General features: G+C 60.8%; 13 protein-coding genes. 5 read left to right on the top strand and 8 right to left on the bottom strand.

The window, feature by feature from the left end; all coding sequences use genetic code 11:
• Nucleotides 1-2 precede the first annotated feature (2 nt).
• The 4 genes from ACKLNI_RS19515 to rlmH are packed head-to-tail and all read left to right on the top strand — an operon-like array spanning nt 3 to nt 7138.
• Nucleotides 3-1826: an autotransporter assembly complex protein TamA gene (locus ACKLNI_RS19515; protein WP_413720773.1), complete on the top strand. Its 1824-nt coding sequence runs from the start codon at nt 3-5 to the stop codon at nt 1824-1826.
• Entirely contained in the window at nt 1826-6124 is a 4299-nt protein-coding gene (locus ACKLNI_RS19510) for a translocation/assembly module TamB domain-containing protein (protein ID WP_413720772.1), read from the top strand. Before ACKLNI_RS19515 ends, ACKLNI_RS19510 begins: the two co-directional genes overlap by 1 nt.
• A gap of 57 nt (nt 6125-6181) precedes the next feature.
• On the top strand, nt 6182-6661 hold the full coding sequence (gene rsfS / locus ACKLNI_RS19505) for a ribosome silencing factor (RefSeq protein WP_413720771.1): 480 nt from the start codon (nt 6182-6184) through the stop codon (nt 6659-6661).
• 9 nt (nt 6662-6670) lie between these two features.
• Nucleotides 6671-7138, top strand: coding sequence for a 23S rRNA (pseudouridine(1915)-N(3))-methyltransferase RlmH (gene rlmH, locus ACKLNI_RS19500; RefSeq protein ID WP_413720770.1), 468 nt, complete (start codon nt 6671-6673; stop codon nt 7136-7138).
• Between the two features lie 234 nt (nt 7139-7372).
• On the opposite strand, the gene ACKLNI_RS19495 is transcribed toward rlmH, so the two are convergent.
• From ACKLNI_RS19495 to glpD, 8 genes are all read right to left on the bottom strand, one after another.
• A complete protein-coding gene (locus ACKLNI_RS19495; RefSeq protein WP_413720769.1) occupies nt 7373-9004 on the bottom strand; it encodes an alpha-D-glucose phosphate-specific phosphoglucomutase in 1632 nt (543 codons plus the stop codon).
• Between the two features lie 11 nt (nt 9005-9015).
• Nucleotides 9016-11082: a glycogen debranching protein GlgX gene (gene glgX / locus ACKLNI_RS19490; protein ID WP_413720768.1), complete on the bottom strand. Its 2067-nt coding sequence runs from the start codon at nt 11080-11082 to the stop codon at nt 9016-9018.
• An 8-nt stretch (nt 11083-11090) separates the two neighbouring features.
• On the bottom strand, nt 11091-12515 hold the full coding sequence (glgA, locus tag ACKLNI_RS19485) for a glycogen synthase GlgA (RefSeq protein WP_413720767.1): 1425 nt from the start codon (nt 12513-12515) through the stop codon (nt 11091-11093).
• Entirely contained in the window at nt 12512-13777 is a 1266-nt protein-coding gene (gene glgC / locus ACKLNI_RS19480) for a glucose-1-phosphate adenylyltransferase (protein WP_413720766.1), read from the bottom strand. Before glgC ends, glgA begins: the two co-directional genes overlap by 4 nt.
• Before the next feature lie 29 nt (nt 13778-13806).
• On the bottom strand, nt 13807-16014 hold the full coding sequence (gene glgB / locus ACKLNI_RS19475; RefSeq protein ID WP_413720765.1) for a 1,4-alpha-glucan branching protein GlgB: 2208 nt from the start codon (nt 16012-16014) through the stop codon (nt 13807-13809).
• 38 nt (nt 16015-16052) lie between these two features.
• On the bottom strand, nt 16053-18449 hold the full coding sequence (locus tag ACKLNI_RS19470) for a glycogen/starch/alpha-glucan phosphorylase (RefSeq protein ID WP_413720764.1): 2397 nt from the start codon (nt 18447-18449) through the stop codon (nt 16053-16055).
• 110 nt (nt 18450-18559) lie between these two features.
• Nucleotides 18560-20044: a glycerol kinase GlpK gene (glpK, locus tag ACKLNI_RS19465; protein ID WP_413720763.1), complete on the bottom strand. Its 1485-nt coding sequence runs from the start codon at nt 20042-20044 to the stop codon at nt 18560-18562.
• A 28-nt stretch (nt 20045-20072) separates the two neighbouring features.
• Nucleotides 20073-21650 carry a glycerol-3-phosphate dehydrogenase gene (gene glpD, locus ACKLNI_RS19460; protein WP_413720762.1) on the bottom strand — a complete coding sequence of 526 codons (1578 nt, stop codon included), beginning with the start codon at nt 21648-21650 and terminating at the stop codon, nt 20073-20075.
• Nucleotides 21651-21846: 196 nt separating this feature from the next.
• Between glpD and ACKLNI_RS19455 the strand changes: the two genes are divergently transcribed.
• On the top strand, nt 21847-22608 hold the full coding sequence (locus ACKLNI_RS19455) for a DeoR/GlpR family DNA-binding transcription regulator (RefSeq protein ID WP_413720761.1): 762 nt from the start codon (nt 21847-21849) through the stop codon (nt 22606-22608).
• The last annotated feature ends 3 nt before the right edge of the window (nt 22609-22611 follow it).

Raw genomic sequence — 22611 nt, 5'->3', positions numbered from 1 at the left:
TCATGACCATCATGTCCTTTGGGGAAGACATGTTTCGACGACTTCTAAGCTGTCTGATATTCGGTATCTGGGTTGCTGCCGGATCTTCCGCGCATTCACAGTCGGAGATTCGTATCCTGACGCCCGGAGCAACAGGCGATTTGCGCGACTCGCTGCTGGGTTCATCCCTGTTATTCCAGGCTGCCCAGAACAACACGACGGACACCGAAGAACTTCTGGCGGCGGCACAGGCGGACTACGCACGCTTGCTTGGGGTGCTCTACGCAAATGCTCATTACGGCGGAATAATCAACATCACCGTCGATGGGCGCGAAGCAGCGGCGATACCTCCTCTCTCTCCACCCGACCAGGTATCGACAATAGAAGTCAGGGTCGTGCCAGGACCGCGTTATATGTTCTCCGAAGCGACTGCTGCCCCTCTCGCCTCAGGCACCGAATTGCCAAGCGAATTTGCCCCCGGTCAGCCAGCAAGTGCGGATACAATCAGAGAAACCGCAACCGCGGTGGTCGATGGCTGGCGAAACGCGGGACATGCCAAAGCAAGCATCGCCGAACAGCAGTTGGTCGCGAACCACCTCGACAGGCAGTTCAGGGCGCGAATTGAAGTCGATCCAGGTCCGAAACTCTCCTTTGGAGAAGTCACAGTAAGCGGCAACGTGGACGTGCGCACGCGCCGCATTCTGACCATCTCGGGCTTGGAGGAAGGCCGCGACTATGATCCGAAGGAGATCGAACGTGCCGTGCGGCGATTGCGACGCACAGGCAGCTTTCGGGCAGTCACCGTGGAGGAAGCGGATCAGATTGGCCCGGGCGATACCCTCCCCCTGACAATTGATGTGGTTGAACAAACGCCAAGGCGTTTCGGTTTCGGCGCGGAGTACTCAACTGTTGAAGGTGTTCGGCTGTCAGGATTCTGGCTCCACCGAAATCTCCTTGGCGGCGCCGAGAGATTTCGGGTGGATGGGGAAATTGCGGGCCTCGGTGGCGAGACTGGCGGCACAGACTACACGTTCGGTGTCCGCTACGAACGACCCGCGACACCCAGGGCCGACGTTGACCTCTATTCGACGATCGAATTGGAGAAGCTGGACGAGCCAGATTTCGAATCCCAGTCATTCGAGTTTGCGCTGGGTTTCACGCGCTATGCCACTGATAATCTAGTCGTCGACTTCGGCCTTGGGTATCATTTCTCGGATGTCATCGACAATTTCGGGCGAGAAACCTACAGCTTGGTTACTTTGCCCTTGGGCGCGACCTACGAGCGGCGTGACAATCCGTTGAACCCGCAAGACGGCTATTTCGTGGACCTAGAGATCACGCCGTTTCACGGATTGTCTGGCACCACCGACGGCGCCCGGTTCGTGCTGGACGCCAGAGGTTATGAAAGTTTTGGAGCGGAGGACCGGACAACAGTTGCCGCCCGGGTGCAATGGGGATCGCTCTTTGGACCGGCTCTTCTGGAAAGCCCTCCAATATACAGATTCTTTTCAGGTGGCGGCGGAACTGTAAGAGGACAGGATTACCAGTCTCTTGCCGTTGAACTGGGCGGCGGCCAGCGAAGTGGCGGGCGCAGCTTTCTTGGCCTCTCTGCGGAACTGCGCCAGCACGTAACCGAGAGTATCGAAGTCGTCGGCTTTGCCGACTGGGGCTACATCGGTTCAGAGGAATTTCCCGATCTTTCAGGAGACAGCCATGCGGGCGCAGGTTTAGGCTTGCGATATGACACCGGGATCGGACCCATTCGTCTCGATGTGGCGACGCCGATCTCCGGCAGCACGCCAGCGTCAAGCTACTACATTTATCTTGGTATCGGGCAGGCGTTCTGATGCGTCGGTTTTTGCCGCTAACACTGGTTCTACTCACCGCCTTGCCTGCTGAAGCGCAGGAAACGCCAGGTTTCTTCGACAGGCTCTTCGGAACCGATGAGTCCTCCAGCGACGAGGAACAAGGCGGGCTTCTTGAAAGATTCATTGAAGACAATCTTTCCGGAGAAGGCCGAGAGGTATCGATCAGAGGCTTTGCGGGCGCACTTTCGGGACGCGCTACTCTCGACAACCTGACGGTCAAGGATGATCAGGGCGAGTGGCTGATCCTGAACGATGTCGTTCTGGACTGGAGCCGACTGGCATTGTTTCGCGGCCGACTTGAAGTCACCGAGCTTACTGCAGCCGAAATCATGATGCCGCGCCTTCCGGTGCCCAGCGAGACAGCGGAACCGCCTACTCCCGAGGCATCCGGCTTCAGCCTGCCCGAACTGCCAGTTTCTGTTGCCATCGACAGCGTTGCGGCCGAGCGGGTCGATATCGGCCAACCTGTTTTCGGCATCGAGACAGTGGTCTCGATTGGGGGAGCCCTAAACCTTGAAGGCGGGGAAGGTTCGGCCAGCCTGTCGCTGGATAAGCTGGACGGCTCTGGGACTATTGCGCTGGGTGCTGGCTTTTCAAACCAGAGCCGGGTTCTCAACGTTGATCTCATCGTCAAGGAAGACGAAGACGGTATCCTGGCGCAACTTCTTGATCTGCCAGGGCGCCCATCCGTCGAGTTCGAGATCAAGGGCGAAGCTCCTATCGACAACTATTCGGCGGACATTCGACTTTCGACCGATGGCGCGGAACGTTTGGCTGGTCAGGTAACGACAAGCATTCCCGAAGGCAGTGAACCGGGTACCTTGCAGACCATTGCGCATGTGTCCGGAGACATCGCTCCAATCTTCTATCCTGAATACCAACCTTTTTTCGGCCCTGATGTTCGTGTGGCGGCTTCCGTCCTATCTTTTCCCGACGGGCGACTTCACATCGAGGAACTTGATCTTTCGGCGGCGTCGCTGCGCCTCGGTGGGATCGTCCGCCTCGGGTCAGACGGGCTGCCATCGGAAATCGACCTGACAGGTGACATCGCACAGGACGGGACGCCAGTTCTGTTGCCTATTCCAGGTCCCGAAACGCGAGTGAACCGCGTCGACCTGAATGTACAGTTTGATGCTGCGGACAGTGACATGTGGCGCGGCGCATTCGTCATCGCCGAACTGGACCGCCCTGGATTTTCAACTGCTGAGCTTTCGCTTTCCGGCACGGGCCGGATTCGCTCGCAACCCGAGGCGTCAATCTCGGCATCCTTTGACTTCTCGGCGACGGAACTTGATCTGGGAAGCCCCGAAGCCGCAGAGGCGTTGGGTGAGGTAGTAACGGGACGAGCGGACCTTGACTGGACATCAGGCGGCCCACTGCGCCTTGAAGGCCTTTCAGTCAATGGCGAGACTTATGGGCTGGACGGAAATGCCGAGGTGGCCTTTGCCGGGAATGGCCCTGCGATTTCTGGGGAAGCCAACTTATTCGCCAATCAACTATCCGCGTTTTCCGGTATCGCTGGCCGCACCCTGGGCGGACGGGTCGCTCTGGAAACAGATTTTGACCTTCAGCCTCTAGCAGGCTTCTTTGATTTCTCCGCAAAGGGAACGAGTGGAGATCTCTTCGTCGACAACGAGCAGGCCGACCGGATTCTCGAAGGCGAGGCAAACCTGGATATTTCGGCGCGTCGCGACAAGACAGGAATTGCGGCAGAGATCCGGACGCTCGAGACCCCCAATGCCGAAATTACAGGCCGAATTTCGCTGAAATCCGGAGGCTCTGCGCTGGTTCTTTCAGGCTCATTGGATGATGCCTCTATTCTGCTACCGCAGGTTTCCGGCCCAGTTCGCTTGACGGGAGATGCACAGGAGGACGACGACAGGGTCTGGAGTTGGAATGTAGAGACCGCGCTCGAAGGTACGCGCCTCATCGGGCGAGGTAGCGCAGTAGACGTCTTTCATTTGCCTGTGATCTCCGGCAGCGGACGGTTCGAAGCCGATGACCTGAGCGATTTCGCGGCGCTGGCCGAGCGGCCAATCGCGGGCAGTATTTCCACCGATTTTGCTGGTGAACTGGCGACGGACCTCAGCCGCGTATCCCTCAAACTGACCGGATCGTCCAGCAACCTCAAAACCGGCATTGCCCAGGCAGACAGTCTGTTGGGCGGCGATGTCATCTTTGATTTGGATGGGGCAGTCGCAGGTAACGTCTATACCTTGCGGGACAGTTCCGCGGTGGGGCCCTGGATCGAGTTGCAAGGCAACGGAGAAATCGTTCCCGAGACCGGGCGGTTCGATATCACGGGAAGATTGCCCGACGCATCGAAGCTGCTGGTGGGTGCGCCAGCCGAATCCTTGGAGTTCTCCGCACGCGGACAGCAAGCCGGTCTCGACTGGCAAGTCGTAACTGAAGCCCGTGGTGCCGGGCTTTCGATCAAGCTGGATGGAACCGCCGCCGATCCCCTTGGCCAAGCCGCCGCATTCGACGGCAAGTTGCAAGCCAATGCGGACGATCTCTCAATTCTTGCCGACCTGTCAGGACTGCCCCTAGCAGGCAAGTTGGCGGGTGATGCATCGGGGCGTATCAGTGCTGATCTGGAGCATTTTGACCTGACCGGCTCGATCGCTGGCTCTAACCTCAGCATCGGACAAACGGAAGCGGATCGCCTGCTTACGGGCGATTTGTCCCTGGAATTCGCGGCCGTACGAGATGGCGCCGAGATCAGAATAGCGAGCATGGACCTGTCGACCGCGCTTCTGAGCGCGAACGCATCCGGCTCGCTTGCGGCTGACGGGAGTGAAATCGAGCTTCGCGCAAGACTGCAAGAAATCTCTTCGTTTGCGCCCGGGTTCGCAGGACCTGCCACGGTGACCGGCACGCTCGGTCAAAATCCCGATGGTCAATATGAACTGGATCTCGCAGCAAGCGGTCCAGGCGGATCGGAGGTCTCAGCATCTGGAACTGCAGAGGCCGATCTGAAGAACGTCGACATGGATATTCGTGGCAATGCCCCACTCGGATTTCTCAACAGTTTCATTGCTCCCAGGGCCGTATCCGGAACTGCCGGGTTTCGCTTGTCCATTCGGGGTGCTCCATCCCTGAACTCGCTCTCTGGCCAGATTACCAGCTCAGGTGCGCGCCTGATCGCACCTACGCTGAACGTGGTTCTGAATGACATATCAGCAACGGCGGCACTTTCGGGCGGGCGGGCTCAGATTTCCATGACAGCCGCCGTTGAAAGCGGCGGCGTCTTGTCGGCAAACGGTCCCGTCAGCCTAACAAGTCCGTTTCCGGCAGATCTGACAGTGGCGTTGAGACAGGTCGTACTTAAGGATCCACGAATTCTGGAAACCACTGTCGATGGTGACATCTCGATTTCGGGTCCGCTACTGGGAGGCGCACGCATCTCAGGAGATCTGGCTCTGGCGGAAACCAATATCCGTATCCCGTCTTCCGGGCTTGGCGGAGCGGGCGCCATACCCGAGATCACCCATCTCAACGAGCCGCCACCGGTTCGTGGCACCCGCCAGCGCGCCGGATTGCTGGGAGGTGGAACGTCGAATTCTCAGGCGACCGGTCCTGGGTATTCTCTCGACATTCGGGTTTCCGCGCCGAACCGACTTTTCATACGGGGTCGCGGCCTCGAGAGCGAATTCGGGGGCGATCTCCGAATTACGGGAACAACCAACAACACCATTCCTTTGGGAGCCTTCAACTTGATCCGGGGTCGTCTGGACATTCTTGGCCAGCGACTCGCTCTGGAGGAGGCAACGGTGACCATACAGGGGTCCTTCTTGCCAATCGTCCGAATTCGCGCGACGACACGGGCCGAGGAATACGCAATCAACGTCATCGTGGCGGGGCCGGTGATGGACCCTGAAATCTCGTTCACATCGGAACCTGAGTTGCCGCAAGAAGAGGTCTTGGCGCGGCTGATTTTCGGACGCGGGCTGGACACGCTTTCACCGATACAGGCCGCGCGACTTGCGCTGGCCGTACGCACACTTGCCGGGCGCGGAGGCGAGGGAATTGTTGGTAATATTCGTCAGGGCGCGGGTTTGGCAGACCTCGATATCACGGTGGACGAGGAGGGAAACACAGCCGTCACGGCTGGGGCCTATCTTGGGGAGAACCTCTACACGGATGTGACCATTGGTGCTGGTGGCGAAACCAAATTGAACCTCAACCTCGACGTTTCACCCTCGTTCACGCTCAAGGGATCGGTGACGAACGAAGGGGACAGCTCGATTGGCGTCTTCTTCGAACGTGACTATTGAGACACGTCCACTTGCGATGATCTTGGAATTGAACGTCTTCGATGCTACATTTTGTATATGGTGAGCGTGGATCGGGACGATCCGCGTGTGACGAAGGAGGTCAATGCCCTGTCTCAAGTCCATGACGCGGTCGCGAATTCGACCGCAAACGCATCCCGGTCAGCAATGACCGGAGACGCTGCGAAACTTACGAGCGATGAGTTGCTCGGACACATCCTGACATCGCTGGAAGACGACAAGGCCGAGGAGATCGTGAAGATCGATTTGCGCGGCAAGTCCGAAATGGCCGATTACATGGTGATCGCTTCCGGCCGGTCGTCGCGGCAGGTCGCGGCTATCGCCGAGCACCTGACGGACAAGCTGAAGCAGGAATTCGGACGGCTCTCGAAAGTCGAAGGCAAGGAAGCCGGCGACTGGGTTCTGATCGACACTGGCGATGTGATCGTCCATGTCTTCCGTCCCGAGGTTCGGGAATTCTATCAGCTTGAAAAGATGTGGCTTTCTCCCGCCGAGGCGGCTGCTGCGTCACGGAGCTAGACCAGCCCGATGAAGCTGAAGATCGCTGCAGTGGGCCGGCTGCGTTCCGGCCCGGAGGCCGATCTTGTCTCTGACTATCTCGACCGTTTCGACAAGACAGGGCGGGTCCTTGGGCTTGGGCCTGTGACCCTCCAGGAGGTCGAAGCGAAGAAGGGTGGAATCGCCTCAGAAGCCGCGCTTCTGGAGAAAGTGGTCAGCGGTTCAAATCCTGTTTGCATACTTGATGAGCGGGGAAAAACCCTGTCATCTCCGGCATTTGCCGACCTTCTGGCCAAGTGGCGCGACGAAGGACGCGCCGAGGCGGCCTTTGTCATCGGGGGCGCGGACGGGATAGATCCGTCATTGCGCGCCACTGCCGATTTTTCCCTGAGTTTCGGTCAGATGGTCTGGCCGCACATGCTGGTCCGCGTGATGCTGGCCGAGCAGTTGTACCGCGCGTCTTCGATCCTGGCCGGGGCGCCGTATCACCGCGTCTGAACTTTCCGAGCGTATTTTCCAACGCCTGGCACGCCCGACGTGAGTCGCGGCGCCATGGGCCTTTGCACACTGGGCAATTAACGGAAAATACCCGGTCGGCAAAGCGTCGGCATTGCGTATGCAAAGTGTATGGCACGGGCGCTCGACGCCCGAGCCATTAACGCAACGTGCGGTGACGGGATGCTAACTCTTTTCGCTGATCCCGATATGGTCACAGCTTGAGCGGCGCGTTCGTTACGTCTTCACGTCCGGCGCTTCGCGGCCGGTGCGTTCGCGGATACCCGCGATCTGGTCGGCCGTAGCGATGATGTCGGCAAGTGCGGTCTCGGCATCGGCGTCGAGTTTCGCCGGATCGTCTTCATAGGCTTCGAGATAGACCCGCAGCGTCGCGCCGACCGTTCCGGTGCCGGACAGGCGATAGACGATGCGGCTGCCGTTCTCGAAAACGACGCGGATCCCCTGCCCTTCGGACCGTGAGCCGTCCACTGGATCGTCGTAGGCGAATTCGTCGGCCATTGCGACGGTGCCTGCGGGGAAGGCCTGGCTGGGAAGATCGGCGAGTTGGCCGCGAAGCACGTCCATCATGGCGTTGGCGATGCCCGAGTCCACGGCTTCGTAGTCGTGGCGGGAATAGTAGTTCCGGCCATAGGTGCGCCAGTGGTCCGCCAGCATCTCTTTCACGGACTTGCCGCTTTCGGCGAGCATGTTCAGCCAGAGAAGCACGGCCCAAAGGCCGTCTTTCTCGCGGACGTGGTCGGAGCCGGTGCCTGCCGATTCCTCGCCGCAAAGCGTTGCCTTGCCCGCATCAAGGAGGTTTCCGAAGAACTTCCAGCCCGTGGGGGTCTCGTAGCAGCCGATCCCCTTGGCCTTGGCGACCAGATCGACCGCACCCGAAGTCGGCATTGAGCGCGCAACACCGGCGAGGCCCCTGGCATAGCCCGGTGCGAGATGTGCGTTGGCGGCCAGCACCGCAAGGCTGTCGGAGGGAGTGACGTAGACGCCGCGACCAAGGATCATGTTGCGGTCCCCGTCACCATCCGATGCGGCGGCGAAATCGGGTGCATCGGCCGACATCATGAGATCGACCAAGGGCTTGGCCCAGATCGGGTTCGGGTCCGGGTGGCCGCCGCCGAAATCGGGGCTGGGCGTTCCGTTGATCACCGTTCCCTTCGCTGCGCCAAGACTGTTTTCGAGGATCTCGGTGGCGTAGGGACCAGTCACGGCATGCATGGCATCGAAGCGCATGGTGAAGCCACCGGCAAAAAGCGAGCGGATCTTTCCGAAGTCGAAAAGCGACTCCATCAATTCCGCATAATCGGCGACGGAATCGACAACCTCGATCTCCATGCCCGCCAGTACGGTCGTACCCAGCGCCGAGAGGTCGATGTCCTGCGTCTCGATGATGTCGTAGGACGTGATCTCTTTCGTCGCCTCGAAGATGCGGTTCGTGACCTCTTCGGGGGCCGGACCGCCGTTGGGCGTGTTGAACTTGACGCCGAAGTCCTCGTCCGGTCCGCCGGGATTGTGGCTGGCCGACATGATGATGCCGCCATCGGTCTGGCGCTTGCGGATCAGGTTGGACGCCGCAGGCGTGGAGAGGAGCGCGTTCTTTCCGATGATGACCTTGCGGGCGCCGGAAGCGGCGGCCATGCGCAGGATGACCTGAGCGGCACGATCGTTGAAGTAGCGCCCGTCTCCCCCAAGAACGAAGGTCTTGCCCTCGGCGCCGCCGATGCCGTTCCAGATCGCCTGAATGAAGTTTTCGAGGTAGTGCGGCCCCATGAAGACATGGGTCTTCTTGCGCAGACCCGATGTGCCCGGCTTTTGCCCCTCGATCGGGGCCGTGTTTACCTTGATCCGTTCCATTGAGACCTCCCTCATTCAGTCTTCTGCACCAGCACCAGCGCCGACACGCTTTGCCCGGCGATCCCGATCGTCTTGTCCATGATTACACCAGCCGCGTGATCCGGCGTAGCGCTGTCGATTTCGTGGCACCAGAATTGACCCTCTGGCGCGGGCGGCAGGGTGAAGCGCAGGGCATCCCCCGCGTTGAAAATCAGCAGGATCGCGTATTCGAGCGCGGCATAGGCCGGTGTGCCTGCTGCCGTGCGCTTTTCGACGGCGACCAGCTTGCGCTCCGGATCGTGCCAGTCCCGCGCCTCCATGGGCTGGCCGTCTTCGCGCCACCAGAAAAGATCCTCCACGCCGTCGATCGCGCGTTCGCGCGAATGCAGGAACAGTTTCTGCCGCAGGATCGGGTGGTCGCGCCGAAAGGCGATAAGGCGGCGTGTGAAGGCCAGGAACTCTTCATCGACGTCCGACCAGTCGAGCCAGGACGTTTCATTGTCCTGGTTGTAGGCGTTGTTGTTGCCGCCCTGGGTGTGGCCGATCTCGTCACCGGCCAAAATCATCGGCGTGCCCTGGCTGAAGAGAAGCGTTGCCATCATCGCGCGTTTGCGCCGGGCCCGTGCGGCAGTGATGGCCGGGTCGCCGGTCGCGCCCTCGACCCCCATGTTGTCCGAATAGTCGTGGCTGTGGCCGTCCTTGCCGCCTTCGCCATTGGCCTCGTTGTGCTTGCGCGCATAGCTGACCGTGTCTTGCAGGGTCATGCCGTCATGGGCCGTGAGAAAGTTGACCGAGGAGGTGGCGGGACGGCCCGAGTGATCGAACTGCTCGGCCGAACCGGTCAGGCGATTGGCGAGATCAGGCGCCCGAAAGGCGTCGCCCCGCCAGAACTGGCGGACGCCGTCGCGGAACTTGTCGTTCCATTCCATGAAGGGCGGAGGAAAGGCGCCAAGCTGATAGCCGCCGGGCCCGATGTCCCACGGCTCGGCGATGAGCTTGACCTGGCTGAGCACCGGGTCCTGGCGGAGCGCGTCAAAGAAGGAGGCACCGCCGTCGAACCCGGCGGGCGTGCGGCCAAGCGCGGCGGCAAGATCGAAGCGGAACCCGTCTACGCCCATGACCTGAACCCAGTAGCGCAGCGAATCCATGACCATACGCAGGACCATCGGGTGGTCCATGTTCAGCGTGTTCCCGGTGCCGCTGTCGTTGACGTAATAGCGGCGGTTGGGTTCAAGCCGGTAATAGCTGGCATTGTCGAGACCCCGGAAGGCAAGGGTCGGACCCAGCTGGTCGCCTTCGCCGGTGTGGTTGTAGACCACGTCGAGGAGCACCTCGATCCCGGCCGAGTGGAACCCGTCGACCATGGTGCGGACCTCGGCGATCCGGCCTTGGGACAGGTAGCGGGGGTCCGGCGCGAAGAAGCCGATGGTCTGGTAGCCCCAGTAGTTGGTCAGCCCCTTGCGGACGAGGAAGTGGTCGTTGATGAAGGCCTGTACCGGCAGGAACTCCACCGCCGTGACACCGAGCTTTGTCAGGTGATCGAGAATAGGCGCACTGGCCGCCGCAAGGAAAGTGCCACCGTCGGGCACCGAGGGATGGCGGGCTGTCAGCCCTTTGACATGCGTCTCGTAGACAACCGTGTCGCCCAGTGGCCGGTCGGGATTGTTGGCGGGCGACGTCAGGATGTCCTCCACGATGCAGCGGGGCATCCAGCGCGCGCTGTCACGGGTGTCGAAGCTGAGGTCCTTGGCCTCGGCGGAGACGTCATAGCCATAGAGCGCGTCGTGCCAATGGGGATGGCCGGTGATGCGGCGGGCATACGGATCGAGCAGCAGCTTGTTCGCGTTGAATCGGTGGCCTTCGTCCGGACGGTAGGGACCCTGCGCGCGAAACCCATAGGCCTGCCCCGCACCGATGCCCCCAACACGGCCATGCCAGACGCCCCCGGTTCTCTCGGGAAGAGACAGACGCGTTTCTTCGCCCGTCTCGCTGTCGAAGAGACAGACAAACATGGCCGTCGCATGGTCCGAGAAAACCGCGAAATTTACCCCGTCACCATCAACGGTCGCCCCGAGGGGAGCGGACCTTCCGGCAGACATCGAATAATTCATCGGGACCGGGCAACCTCTTCGTAAAGTGCGGCATACTCCGCCGCAGAAGCCTCCCAACCGACCTCCTGCCGCATCGCGTTTCGCTGCAGCGCCTCCCAGGTCGGTTTGTCCTTAAAAAGTTCGACAGTCCGGATCAATGCCGAGGCCAGCGCATGAGCGGTAACCGGCTGAAACTGGACACCTGTCGCGACGCCGGAACGCAGAGCCATCGGACTGGCGTTGATCACGGTATCGGCAAGACCTCCGGTCATCGCCACGACGGGAATCGTGCCGTAACGCAACCCGTAGAGTTGGGTCAGGCCGCAGGGCTCGAAGCGCGATGGCACGAGAATGGCATCGGCACCGGCCATGATGCGGTGCGACATTCCCTCGTCGTAGCCGATGTGAACTGCCACGTTTGGATGCGAGGACGCATTCCGAAGCGCCGCCTCGAGCGCGGCATCACCGGACCCCAGGAGGACAAGCTGACCGCCGCGGTCCACGAGAGCCGGCAATGCTTCGAGCAGGACGTCCAGACCCTTCTGATGACTGAGACGCGAGATCACCGCACAGAGCGGACCATCCGTTGGTTGCAGTCCGAATTCCTTGAGAAGCTTCGTCTTTGCCCGCGCCTTTCCCTTCGCCGTCTTGTAGCTGGCGATCTCGGGGTCGGTCGCCGGGTTCCAGACATCGGTGTCGATCCCGTTCAGGATACCTTTCAGGTCAGCTTCCCGGCTGCGCAGGAGGCCTTCCATTCCCATGCCGAACTCAGGGGTCTGCAACTCGGCCGCATAGGTCGGGCTTACGGTCGTGATGCGATCGGACCAGATCAGTGCCGCTTTCATCGTGCTGACCTGGCCCCAGTACTCGAACCCACGCGCGGTGAAATCCGCACGGTCGAGTTTCAGTCTGCCAATGCGGTCGGCGGGCGCAACACCCTGGAAGGCGATGTTGTGGATCGTGAAAACGGTCGCCACTTCGCAACCGGCCTTGCGCGCGAAATAGGCTGCAAGCCCTGCCTGCCAGTCGTGACCGTGAAGTACTTTCGGAGTCCAGCCACCGATCCCTTCGCAGGCGATGCGGGCGGCAACCCAGGAGAGCGCCGCGAAACGCTCGGGGTTATCGGGGAAATCCCGCCCCTGCGGATCAAGGTACGGCGTGCCCTCCCGGTCGAAAAGATGCGGTGCGTCAAGCACATAGAGCTTCAGGCCATCGACTTTTGCCTGAAGCACCCGGACTGCCCCACCGAAGAGGTCGGGCAGGTCCATGACGCTTTTCGCCTTGCGGCATCGGGACATGACCTGCCGGTATCCGGGCAGAAGCGTCCGCATCTCCCACCCGAATGGCGAAAGCGCGCCGGGCAATGCCCCTGCCACGTCGGCGAGACCGCCCGTCTTTATGAGCGGCACGCATTCGGAGGTGACGGAGAGGACCGGTTTCATTTCGTTGCGGCGCGCTTATCCAACATTTTCTGGGTGATGAGCGTAATACCGTTATCGGTGACCCGGAACCACTTTGCGTCTTCTTCCGGATCTTCGCCCACGACGAGCCCCTCGGGAATGAAGACCCGGCGGTCCACGACGCAGTTCTTCAGACGGGCCGAGCGCGCGACTTCGACGTAGGGAAGTGCCACGACATGATCGAGGACGGCAAACGAGTTGGTGTGAACCTGTGTGAAGAGAAGCGAATTCCGGATCTCGGTACCGGAAACCACGCAGCCGCCCGAGACAAGCGAGGACACGGCAGATCCGCGACGGTCGGCCTGGTCGTGAATGAACTTGGCGGGAGGAGCGGCTTCGAAATAGGTCCAGATCGGCCAGTTCCGATCCCAGAGGTCCAGATCGGGATCGAAGTTCGTCAGGTCGATATTGGCTTTCCAGAAGGCATCGACGGTTCCCACGTCGCGCCAGTAGGATTCGGTTGCCGACTCGTGCCGGACGCAGCTGTGATCGAAACGGTGGGCCATTGCCTTGCCGTTCTTCACGATGTTGGGGATGATGTCGCCGCCGAAATCGTGGCTGGAATTCGCGTTGTCCGCGTCTTCGAGAAGAAGTTCGCGCAGGAAGCTCCACTTGAAGACATAGATACCCATGGACGCGAGCGCGTTGTCCTCGTCGCCGGGGATACCGGGAGGATCGGCAGGCTTTTCAAGGAATTGCGTGATGCGATCGGATGCATCGACATTCATGACGCCGAAAGCGGTGGCGTCCATGCGCGGCACGGTCAGGCAACCGACCGTCACGTCGGCATCCGCTTCGACATGCTGACGCAGCATGACCTCGTAATCCATCTTGTAGATGTGATCGCCCGCGAGGATCAGGATGTAATCGATGTCGTAGCTGTCCACGATGTCGATGTTCTGGCGCACGGCGTCGGCCGTTCCCTCGTACCACATCTTTTCGTCCACGCGCTGCGAGGCCGGCAGGATATCAAGGAATTCGTTGCGTTCGGCGCGGAAGAAGTTCCAGCCGCGCTGGCAATGCCGGATCAGGCTGTGCGCCTTGTACTGGGTTGCGACCGCCATTTTGCGGATGCCTGAGTTCATCGCATTCGACAAAGCGAAGTCGATGATCCTGGTCTTGCCGCCGAAATAGACGGCAGGTTTCACGCGGTTGTCGGTCAGTTCCTTCAGCCGCGAGCCCCGGCCACCGGCCAGAACGAAGGCCATTGAGCGCTGGGTCAATCTTGTGGTGTTGGTGGTCATCTTTACCTCCCCTTCGTTCCTTGCTGTGCTCAGCTTTCTTCCCAGGCCAGGAAGACCGCGCTGAGCGGTGGAATGGTCACATGTGCCGAGGCCGGCTGTCCGTGCCAACCCTCTTCGGTAGCCGGGACCTTGCCCATGTTTCCAGTGTTCGAGCCGCCGTAAACTCCGGCATCCGTATTCATGACCTCGCGCCATGTACCCGCGCGCGGCAGACCGCATCGCCAGCCCTCGCGCGTGACCGGCGTGAAGTTGCAGAGAACCACGACAGGCGCGTCACCCTCGTTGCCGTATCGAACCCAGGCATAGACGCTTTCATCCGCATCGCTGGCTTCGATCCATTGGAAGCCATCCGGGAAACAATCCTTGACATGCAGTGCCGGCATGTCGCGGTAAAGGGCGTTGAGATCGCGCACGAGGCGCTGCATGCCGGCGTGTTTCTCGTCGGCCAGCGCGGCCCAGTCGACTTCGGCGTTGTGGTTCCATTCGGAACGCTGGGCGATCTCCTGCCCCATGAACAGAAGCTTCTTGCCCGGATGGCCCCACATGAAACCGTAGTAGGCCCGCAGGTTCGCGAATTTCTGCCAGTCGTCGCCGGGCATCTTGGTCAGCATGCTGCCCTTGCCGTGAACGACCTCGTCGTGGCTGATCGGGAGGATGAAGTTCTCGCTGAACGCGTAGTGCATCCCGAATGTCATCTGGTGATGGTGGTGGCGACGATGGATCGGCTCTTTCTTCATGTACTCGAGCGTGTCGTTCATCCAGCCCATGTTCCACTTGTAGCCGAACCCCAGACCACCGGCGTCGACGGGGCGTGAGACACCCGGGAACGAGGTGGATTCCTCGGCAACGGTCATGATCCCGGGAACCTTGCCGTAGGTCGTGATGTTCATACGCTGCAGCATGGCAATCGCTTCGTAGTTCTCGCGCCCGCCGTCCTTATTGGGCACCCACTCACCTTCCTTGCGGCTGTAGTCACGGTACAGCATCGAGGCCACGGCATCCACGCGCAGGCCGTCGATGTGATATTCCTCCAGCCAGTAAAGGGCGTTCGATATCAGATAGTTGGCAACTTCGCGACGACCGTAGTTGAAGATGTAGGTATTCCAGTCCTGATGGAAACCTTCGCGCGGATCCGCGTGCTCGTAGAGGGCCGTACCGTCGAAACGGCCTAGGCCATGCGCATCCGTCGGAAAGTGACCCGGCACCCAGTCAAGGATGACGCCGAGCCCCTTCTGGTGCGCGGCATCCACGAGATCGCGGAACTCGTGCGGCGGACCGAAGCGGATCGTCGGAGCGAAAAGCCCGACCGGCTGGTAGCCCCAGGACCCGTCGAACGGGTACTCGCTGACCGGCAGCAACTCCAGATGGGTGAAGCCCATGTCGACGCAGTAGTCAACCAACTCGTCCGCCAGTTCCCGGTAGGAGAGCGACCGACCACCCTCGTTGTGCTTTCGCTTCCACGAACCGAGGTGAACCTCATAGACGCTGATCGCGGCCTCGCGCGCATTTCTCCCGGCGCGGCCCGACATCCAATCGGTGTCGTGCCAGCCATAGCCGCTTATATCGCGGACGACGCTGGCATTCTCGGGCGCATGCTGTGAGCCGAAGCCGACCGGGTCCGCTTTCAGTGGACAGGTCCGGCCGTCGACACCGAGAATCTCGTACTTGTAGACGGTACCCTCGCCCACGCCGGGCACGAAAACCTCCCAGACGCCGGTACTCCCACGGCGGCGCATCGCGTGACGACGGCCATCCCACGCGTTGAAATCTCCGACAACCGAAACCCTGCGCGCGTTTGGAGCCCAGACGGCGAAGTGAGTGCCTTCGGTACCTTCATGGGTGATCGCGTGCGCACCCAGTACCTGCCAGATCCGTTCGTGTGTCCCTTCGGCCAGAAGGTATTCGTCCATTTCCCCGATCACCGGACCAAAACGGTAGGCATCGTCATAATTCCATGACCCGCCAAATCCGTCTTCACCGTGGAGATGATAGGGCTTGGTTCCCGGAACCTTGCCGGAAAAAACACCCTGCGCGCCCTCGACGGGCGAAAGCGTATGCATCTTGCCGCCAACCACCGCGGACAGCTTGGCCGCTCCCGGATCAAAGGCAGTTACATAACGCGTACGACCGACATTGTGAGGCCCGAGAACGGCAAACGGATCATCATGCTGACCGACGGTGATTCTCCGGGCGTCTTCCAGCGAGATCGCGGCAGTCGGTTCATCTGACTTCGGCATATCTGTCCCCTCCCGTGCGTCCGATTGGACAGGAACCATTACTCGGCAGCAAGCGTATTCGCCGACATCTGAGACGCGGCATTCCAAATGTCCTTTGCGTAGCCCTGTATCGTCCGATCAGACGAGAACCACCCGGACCGCGCCGTGTTGAGCGCCGCCATGCGCCACCAGTGGCCCGAATCGCGGAAAGCCGAATCCACCTCGCGGCTGGCGCGCCAGTAGTCGGTGAAGTCGGAACAAACGAGGAAGTAGTCGGAAATCGCGAGATTGTCGGCGATACCACGAAACCGATCATGGTCCCCATCGGCGAACGTGCCGTTCCTGAGCGAGTCGATTGCGCGAGCCAGGCGCGGATCGGCCGCGATCGCCTCGGCCGCATGCCCCTCCACCGCACGGCGCTCCATGACTTCCTGCGCGGTCATCCCGAAGAGGAAGAAGTTCTCGGCCCCCACATGTTCGCGGATCTCGACATTTGCACCGTCCAGCGTGCCGATCGTGAGCGCGCCGTTCAGGGCGAATTTCATGTTGCCGGTCCCCGAGGCTTCCTTGCCAGCCGTGGAGATCTGTTCGGAGAGATCGGCCGCCGGGATAAGGCGTTCCGCGAGAGTCACGTTGTAGTTCGGCGGGTAAATTACCTTCAGCCATTTCGAGGTGACAGGGTCGTTGTTCACCACGCGCGCGACCGAATTGATCAGGTGAATGATTTGCTTGGCGAAATGGTAGCCGGGCGCAGCCTTGCCCCCGAAAACCTTGACGCGCGGGGTCCAGTCGGCATTCGGATGGTCCCGCATTTCCTGCCAGAGCGCGATGGTCTCAAGAATATTCAGGTGCTGGCGCTTGTATTCGTGGATACGCTTGATCTGGATGTCGAACATCGCGTCCGGGTCGAGTTTGACCCCGAGATTCCGGCCAACCCAGTTCGAAAGCTGCACCTTGTTGGTGTGCTTGGCAGCCGCAAAGCGGTCCAGGAATCCGGCATCACCGATATGAGGTTCGAGCTGCAGCAACTGCTCTGCATCGCGGACCCATCCTTCGCCGATCGTATCGGTGATCAGAGTGGACAGCGCCGGGTTACACGACCGAAGCCAGCGCCGCGGCGTGACCCCGTTTGTCTGGTTCACGATCCGCTCGGGGTGAAGGGTGTGCAGGTCCTTGAACACGGTTTCCTTCATCAGCTCCGTGTGAAGCGCCGAAACGCCGTTCACGCGGCTCGCCATGATGAAGCTGAGTTCTCCCATCTTCACTTCGCCGTGCTCGCGCGCGGTAACCGTGCGAGATGGGTACTGCCTCGCATGGAGCGCGTCGATCTGGTCGATGAGTTCCAAATGGCGCGGCAGCAGGTACCCCATGAGACCTTCCGACCAGCGCTCCAGGGCCTCGGGCAGAAGAGTATGGTTCGTGTAGTTCAGGCAACCGCGGGCGACGTCGACGGCGTCTTCGAACTCCATCCCGCGCTCGTCCGTCAGAAGCCGGACCAACTCGGGGCCCGCAATTGCTGGGTGAGTATCGTTCAGCTGAATGGCGACCTTCTTGGGCAGGTCGCGCCAGTCGGTATGGTCCTGTTCGAACCGGCGCAGGATGTCGCGCAGCGAGGCAGCGGTGAAGAAATACTCCTGCTTGAGCCGGAGCGCCTTGCCAGCGTCACTGGTGTCGTCGGGATACAGAACCCGGCTGATGGTGCGGGCCAGGGCCTCGACCTCGGCGGCACCGGAATAATCCCCGGCATTGAACCGACCGAGGTCCAATACCTTCTTGGGCAGCGCACCCCAGAGACGGAGCGTGTTGGCCCAGCGGCCCTGCCAGCCGATCACCGGTGTATCGAAAGCCTGCGCGATCACGGCTTCCTGCGGACGCCAGACGGCGCGCCCGCCGTTGTTGTGTACATTTCCGCCGAAGCCGATCTCGAACGAGGCCTCTGGGCGTTCGAACTCCCAGACATGCTCTTGCGTCAGCCAGTCCTCTGGCTCTTCGATCTGCCAGCCATTCTCGAAGCGCTGCCGGAACAGGCCGTGCTCGTAACGGATTCCATAGCCATAGGCCGGTATGCCAAGCGTCGAGAGACTTTCCAGGAAACACGCCGCCAGACGGCCGAGGCCACCGTTGCCAAGTGCGGCGTCAGGCTCGTTGTGAATCACGCGATCGAAAGGCAGTCCAAGTTCATCGAATACGGCCTTGGCCTCGTCCAGGACACCGGTGTTGACCATGGCGTCTTCCAAAAGCCGCCCGATCAGGAATTCCATCGAAAGATAGTAGACCCGCTTGGCGTCCGCGCGGTAAGCCGTCCGCGTCGCTTCGAACCAGGGATCAACGATCCGGTCCCTTACCGCCTGGCTGAGCGCAACACGCCAGTCATAAATCGTCGCGTGATCGGCGTCCTTACCCAACGTGTACTTGAGATGGGACAGGACAGCGCCCTTAAGGACTTCCTTGCTCATGACGACTCTCCGGGGCCGGTTGCCCGCTGAAGCAATATGTTAGCGTTAACGCAATTTCTCACGCCGCTTTATTTATCGATTTTTCCGTTCATGCAAGGATTCTGACGAGTTCAGACCGAGATTGTCGCCTCGACTGCCTTTTTCCAGAGAGAATACCGCTCATTGCGCTCTTTATCAGGCATCCGGGGTTCGAATCGTTTCTCCAGTCGCCAGTTCCTCGAAAACCCTTGCTGGTCTGGATAAATTCCAGCCTTCATACCTGCAAGCCAGGCCGCGCCAAGCGCGGTTGTTTCCTTGACTTCGGGACGGTCCACCTCGGCGCCGATGACGTCTGAAAGAAACTGCATCGTCCAGTCGCTGACCGACATTCCGCCGTCCACGCGCAGGATTCCGCCGGTCGAGTTGGGCGAATCCGCCGTCATCGCCTCCAGCAAGTCCCTTGTCTGGTACCCGACGCTCTCCAGCGCCGCGCGCGCGAATTCGGCTGGCCCGGAGTTGCGGGTCAGACCGTAGATCGCACCCCGGCAATCTGGCTTCCAGTAAGGAGCGCCCAAGCCGGTGAAGGCCGGAACGATGATCACCGACTGTTTTGGGTCGGACGCCTCGGCCAGCGGTTGGGTCTCGGACGCCTCGCGGATGATCTTCAGGCCGTCACGCAGCCACTGCACGACGGCGCCGGCGATGAAGATGGAGCCTTCCAGCGCGTAGGTCGGCTTGCCATCCAGTTGGTAGGCCACGGTCGTCAGAAGCCGGTTCTGCGAGCGCACCGGCGCATCGCCCGTGTTCATCAGCGCGAAGCAGCCGGTGCCGTAGGTCGATTTCATCATGCCGGGCTGAAAACAGGCCTGGCCCACCGTTGCGGCTTGCTGGTCGCCGGCGACGCCCAGGATCGGGATCTCGCGTCCGAAGAGATCGGAGCGTGTCACGCCGAAATCGGCCGCGCAATCCTTGACCTCGGGCAGCATCTCCATGGGAATGTCCAGCATCTTGCAGATGGTCGAGGACCATACGCCCTTGTGGATGTCGTACAGCATGGTGCGGCAGGCGTTCGTGGCATCGGTCGCATGCACCTTTCCACCCGTCAACCGCCAGATGATGTATGTGTCCACGGTTCCGAATAGGATTTCTCCGCGACGGGCCCGTTCACGTGATCCTTCGTTCTGATCTAGGATCCACTTGAGCTTGGTTGATGAGAAATACGGATCGAACAGAAGTCCGGTCTTGGCAGTGATCGTTTCCTCATGCCCCTCGGCCACCATGCGGGCGCAATAGTCGGCGGTGCGCCTGTCCTGCCAGACGATGGCGTTGTGAAGCGGTTTGCCAGTGTCCTTTTCCCAAACGACGGTCGTCTCGCGTTGGTTGGTGATACCGATGGCCGCGATGTCGGACGCCGAGGCGCCGGCCTTCTCGATTGCCGCGCGGCAGACGGCTGCCGTGGTGGACCAGAGATCGGATGGATCGTGTTCCACCCAACCGCTTGCAGGATAGTGCTGGGGGAATTCCTCTTGCGCGATGGTATGGATCTTCATCGCCTCGTCGAAAAGGATTGCCCTGCTCGACGTCGTGCCCTGATCGATGGCCATGACAAAGGTCATCTGCTTCCTCCCCTCCCTGTCGCTTTCGTTACGCTGCCGCTTGTCCAACCGGATTGGCCTGCATCCAGGCGTCCAGTGCCGCGATCTCTTCGGAGTTCATCCTAAGCCCCAACTTCGAACGCCGCCAGACCACGTCGTCGGCCCGGCGGGCGTATTCCCGTTCCATGAGCCAGCGCACTTCGGCTTCGGTCAGCGTTGCACCGAAGTCGACGCCCAGCGACCGGGCATCGGTCGCACCGGCCAGAAGATCGGAGGCCTCGGTGCCGTAGGCACGCACAAGGCGCCTTGCCCAGAAATCGGTCAGGAAGGGGTACGAGGCTTTCAGTTCTTCCACCAACCGGTCGACGTCGCCGACCGGAAAATCGCCGCCTGGCAAAGGGACGCCTGCAGTCCATTCCGACTTGAGGCCGGGAAAGAAGGGCTCAAGTTTCTTCATCGCCTGTTCGGCAAGCTTCCGGTAGGTCGTGATCTTGCCGCCGAACACCGAGAGGATCGGCGCACCCTTGTCGTCGAGCGAAAGCACGTAGTCGCGGGTTGCGGCCGTGGCGGACTTGGCGCCGTCGTCATACAGCGGGCGCACGCCGGAATACGTCCAGACGATATCTGCCCTTGAGATCGGGTTTTTCAGGTACTTGTTTATGAAGCCGACGAGGTATTCCGCCTCTTCATCCGAGCAGGCCGCCTCGGACGGATTGCCGTGATATTCGTGATCGGTGGTGCCAATCAGGGTAAAATCGGTTTCGTAAGGGATCGCGAATATGATCCGGCCGTCCTCGCCCTGGAAGAAATAGCACTTGTCGTGCTCGAAGAGTCTCCTGGTGACGATATGGCTGCCCTGAACCAGCCGGATACCTTCCGACGTGTTGAGCCGCGCGGTGTTGCGCACGACGTCTTCGACCCAGGGCCCGCCCGCGTTGACAATGACCCGGGCACGGTGAGTTTCCTCGGCCCCGGTATCCATGTTGCGCGTTACGATATGCCAGAACTCGCCATCGCGCTCGGCGCTGACCACCTTGGTCCGAACCATGATTTTCGCGCCCCTCTCTTCGGCGTCGCGCGCATTGAGCACGACAAGGCGCGCATCTTCGACCCAGCAATCCGAATATTCATAGGCCATCTCGAACTTGTCGTTCAGGGGGGCGCCTTCCGGTGCCTTTCGAAGATCAAGCCGCGTCGTCCCGGGCAGGATTTCACGGCCACCGAGATGGTCGTACATGAAGAGGCCCAACCGGATCATCCAGGCCGGGCGGCGACCTTTCATCCAGGGCATGAACAGGGAAAGAAGCCGGGATGCGGGAGTCGTGTTCTCGAACCGCATGTCAGGATGGTAAGGCAGAACGAAACGCATCGGCCAGGAAATGTGTGGCATGGCCCTGAGCAACGTCTCGCGTTCGATCAGGGCCTTCTTCACGAGGTCGATTTCGAAGTATTCCAGATAGCGCAGTCCCCCGTGAAACAGCTTCGTCGAGGCCGAGGAGGTGGCGGAGGCCAGATCGCCCATTTCGGCCAGCCGCACTTTCAGCCCCCTGCCCTGAGCGTCCCGCGCGATACCGGTGCCGTTGATTCCGCCGCCTATGACGAAGATGTCGCTGATCTGGTCTGACATTGTTCCATCCCCGAACGATGTTCGTTTCCGCTCGAAATGTTCTTTTCGTTTCGTTCCCGCAAGTTACGGCAATCGCCCTTTTGGATCACGTCCTAAGCGTTGATTTCCGAAAAATAAGCGAACACAAATAGGATGAAATTGCCGCTCATATGTTCGCTTTTTTCTCTGCGCGAACATTCCGAAGGAGACTGTGGGCATGTCCCAGAACATCCGGCTGAACGACATCCTCGATCTGGCGCGCCGGCAAGGCAAGGTGTCGACCGATTCTCTCTCGCGCGCCTTTGGCGTGACCGTTCAGACGGCGCGGCGCGATCTGAACACGCTTTGTGACGAGGGGCACCTGGTGCGGGTCTACGGAGGCGCCGTTCTGCCTTCCGGCACGCGAAACATCGGGCATGACGACCGCAAGGTTCTGCAATCGGAGGGCAAGGAGCGCATGGCCGCCGAGGTGGCCCGCCGCATTCCGAACGGCGCCTCGGTATTCCTGGATATCGGGACGACACTCGAGGCGGTGGCGCGGAGACTGACGGAACACCGCAACCTGATGGTTGTGACGAACAACCTGCACGCAGGGAACGCCTTGTCCGCTGCTCCCGGCGTGGACCTGATCCTGACCGGCGGCTTGCTGCGGAACTCGGACGGCGGCCTGGTGGGCGAAACGACCGCCGAGTTCGTGAGGCAATTTCGTCCCGACTATGCGCTTCTGGGCGCCTCCGCACTCTCGGAGGACGGCGATGCCCTGGATTATGATTTCCGTGAAGTCCGGGTGGCGCAGACTGTCATGGAACTGGCCCGCCGGTCATGGCTGATGGCGGATCACTCGAAGTTCGCGCGCTCGGCTCCGGTCAGGATCGGGCGGATCGCGAGCTTCGACGCTTTCGTCACGGATGAGCCTCCGCCGACGCCCGTGACCGAGGCCTGTCGGGAAGGCGGATGCGAGATCGTGATCACCGCCTGACTT

It is taken from the genome of Silicimonas lutimaris, assembly GCF_047314965.1.
Taxonomy (GTDB): Bacteria; Pseudomonadota; Alphaproteobacteria; order Rhodobacterales; family Rhodobacteraceae; genus JAVJUV01.
Note: the sequence above shows the minus strand (reverse complement) of the source record. Positions and strands in the feature narration are given on the sequence as shown.